Origin of the sequence: Ameyamaea chiangmaiensis (genome assembly GCF_013376175.1) — a bacterium.
GTDB classification, from domain to species: Bacteria; Pseudomonadota; Alphaproteobacteria; order Acetobacterales; family Acetobacteraceae; genus Ameyamaea; species Ameyamaea chiangmaiensis.
This window is the reverse complement of the sequence record NZ_JABXXR010000237.1, coordinates 1-2,735: the sequence shown is the minus strand read 5'-3', so window position 1 is coordinate 2,735 and position 2,735 is coordinate 1. Positions and strand designations below refer to the sequence as shown.

Annotated in this window: 3 protein-coding genes and 1 pseudogene; 1 reads left to right on the top strand and 3 read right to left on the bottom strand. The window is 71.7% G+C overall.

Annotation, left to right across the window (positions count from 1 at the left end; all coding sequences use genetic code 11):
* The 3 genes and pseudogenes from HUK82_RS15725 to cysQ all read right to left on the bottom strand — a co-directional run.
* A pseudogene (locus tag HUK82_RS15725) lies at positions 1-205 on the bottom strand (hypothetical protein); the annotation flags it as partial.
* Positions 202-1,206, bottom strand: coding sequence for an L-threonylcarbamoyladenylate synthase (locus HUK82_RS15720; protein ID WP_176614837.1), 1,005 nt, complete (start codon positions 1,204-1,206; stop codon positions 202-204). The pseudogene HUK82_RS15725 and the gene HUK82_RS15720, both read right to left, overlap by 4 nt.
* 64 nt (positions 1,207-1,270) lie before the next feature.
* Positions 1,271-2,053, bottom strand: a complete 783-nt coding sequence (gene cysQ, locus HUK82_RS15715) for a 3'(2'),5'-bisphosphate nucleotidase CysQ (RefSeq protein WP_176614836.1) — start codon at positions 2,051-2,053, stop codon at positions 1,271-1,273.
* A 158-nt stretch (positions 2,054-2,211) separates the two neighbouring features.
* On the opposite strand from cysQ, the gene HUK82_RS15710 reads away from it, so the two are divergent.
* Positions 2,212-2,735: M17 family peptidase N-terminal domain-containing protein (locus HUK82_RS15710; RefSeq protein WP_305144417.1), on the top strand; the 524-nt coding region annotated here is incomplete at its 3' end.

The following is a 2,735-nucleotide window of genomic DNA, read 5'->3' as shown; positions in this document are numbered from 1 at the left end:
GGGCGCGCGGGGCCGCGCGGGGCGGCGGGTTCGGGGCAATCGCCACGAACAGGTTCTTCAGTGCGCCCCCGGTCGTCTTGTTGCGCTGGGCCCGCGACCGCAGGGCGTCGAGGGCGTTGCTGGCCTGTCCGGGCTGGTCGTCGAGGACCAGAGCCAGAATGTCGGACAGGATCTTGACCTCCCTGGGGTCGAGGCTGTCGCTCATCGCGTGGAGGCCGGGGTGGCCGCGCGGCGCAGGCGATCGCGGATCGCAAGTCCGAGGCCATGGCGCGGGATCGGTTGGGCCGCGATGGCGGTCAACCCGCGACGCCGACCTTCGCTGTCGAGAAAGCGCAGGCCGGCGAACAGACGCGCCGCCGCTTCGTCGAGCGAGCCTTCGGGGCTGAGGTTCCAGACCAGACCCGCGCCGGACAATTCGTCGCCGAAAGCAAGCAGGGCTTCGTGCGGGTGCACCGCATGGGCGTCGAGGCGCACGGGAAGATCGGGCGCATAGTGCGACGCGAGTTGCCCGGGAGCCGTCGGGAGTTTGTGAACATGGTCGTCGGGATGCGCGAGGGGGCCACAGACGGCGCGCAGGCGCTCGAGCGACACGCCACCCGGCCGCAGCAGCACCGGCACGTCGCGCGACAGGTCCACCACCGTGCTCTCGACGCCGACGGCGCACGGGCCGGAATCCAGTACCGCGTCGATCCGGCCCGCCAGGCCGGCAAGCACATGGTCGGCCTCCGACGGGCTGACCTTGCCCGACGGATTGGCCGACGGCGCGGCGACCGGCCGTCCGACCCGGGCGAGGAGGGAGCGGGTAACCGGCCCCGCGGGAACGCGGATCGCAAGCGTCGGCAGCCCGGCGGCGGCAAGGTCCGAGACGGTCGAGCCCGGCGCGCGCGGCAGAACGAGCGTGAGAGGGCCGGGCCAGAACGCGTCGGCCAGCTGCCGGGCGAGAGCGGTCGCCTGAACCTGCGCGAATGCCGCGTCGGTGTCGGGAAAGTGGCTGATCAGGGGATTGAACTGCGGGCGCCCCTTGGCGGAAAACACGCCGGCCACGGCGGTGTCGTTCGTCGCATCGGCGCCGAGCCCATACACTGTTTCGGTGCCGAATGCGACCAGACCGCCCGCGCGCAGAAGGTTGGCGGCGCGCGCGATTCCGGCGTCGTCGGCAAGGAGCCGCTCGGTGGTACGCGGAGAAGGGGGGCGCGGAGAGGTCATGCGCGGGGCGGTGTCCGAAGTGCGGGGCCGAGTGGTACGGGGCTCAGTGAACGGGGGCTGTCGCTCAGGCCGACGGCCGTGCGCTGCACAGGAACGGCGGGTTGCGCCAGTCCGTCTTGCCATAGCGCAAGGGTGTGCCGTCCGTCAGTACCACCATCCCGCCGGCGGCCTCCACGATCGCCTGCGGTGCGGCGGTGTCCCATTCCATGGTCGGGCCAAGGCGCGGATAGAGATCGGCGGCACCCTCGGCCACGCGCACGAACTTGGCCGCCGAGCCGATATTGCCCAGTGACGCGACCGGCCGCCCCGCCAGCCATGTCGCCAGACGCGGATCGTCCGCGTAGTGGCGCGAGGCCAGCACTGACAGGCCTTCGGGCGGTGGCTGCCGCACATGGATGGGCGTCTGGCCGGCGGCGTCGCGGCGCCACGCGTCCTGTCCCGCGATCGCGCCGTAAAGCTGATGATAGGCCGGGAGCGCCATCGCGCCCAGCACCGGCGTGCCGTCGCTCACGAGACCGATATTGACGGTGAAGTCGTCGCGTCCGGCGGCGAATTCGCGGGTGCCGTCCAGAGGGTCGACCAGCCAGAAGCAGCTGCCGACGGCCGTCCGGACCCCGGCTGCGACTTCTTCCTCCGCGACGACGGGAATGAGGGGGAACGCCGCGCGCAGCCCGGTGAGGATATGGCGCTCGGCCGCCTCGTCCGCCTCGGTCACGGGGGACGCGTCCTGCTTGGACTGGGTGGTGAAGCCGCGTGCCCGAACGGCGCGAATGATCCCGGCGGCTTCGTCGGCCAGGCGGGTGGCAACCTCGAGCAGGTCGCGGGCGGGATAGGGCAGAATGGTCATGGTGCGTTGATCCGTCCGGTCGGTCGTCCGTGTCTAGGGTCTGTTCCCGCCCGCGCCAAGGGGCAAGTCCCGCGACAGGGTCGAGAGCGGCTTGCGCGGGGGCGATACGGGGTCGATAAGGGCCCTGACGTCCTCTGGCATGCTCCATGTCCGGGGGCATGATCGCCGACAAGAACAGCCCGACGGTGCGTCCGATGCTCGAAATCCAGTTCTCCCAAGCCCGCCTGCCCGAAGACGGGGCCGTCGCCCTGCTCCTTGCGGACGACACCACTCTCACCGGGCTTGCCGCGGCACTCGACGAGCGGCTGGCCGGTGCCGTGTCGCGCACGCTGGCGTCGGGTGATTTTACCGGTGCGGCGGGATGCACGGCGACGCTGCTGTCTCCGGGGGGTGGCCTGTCGCGCGTGGTGCTGGTGGGTCTGGGCAAGGAGGCCGCGCTGACCGCTGCCGTTGCCGAGAAGGCCGGTGCCGTGGCCGTTCGGGCGCTGGCGAAATGCGCCGACGCGGTCGTGCTGGCCGAAGGGCCGGCGGCCCTTTGGGCGCCGTCCGTGGCGTTCGGGGCCGTGCTGGAATCGTATCGATTCGATCTCTACCACACCCGCCAGGACGAAGCGGCGCGTCTGCGGCTGGCGCGTCTGGCCATCGGTCTGGACGCGCCCGAGGCCGCCCGTGCCGCGTGGCC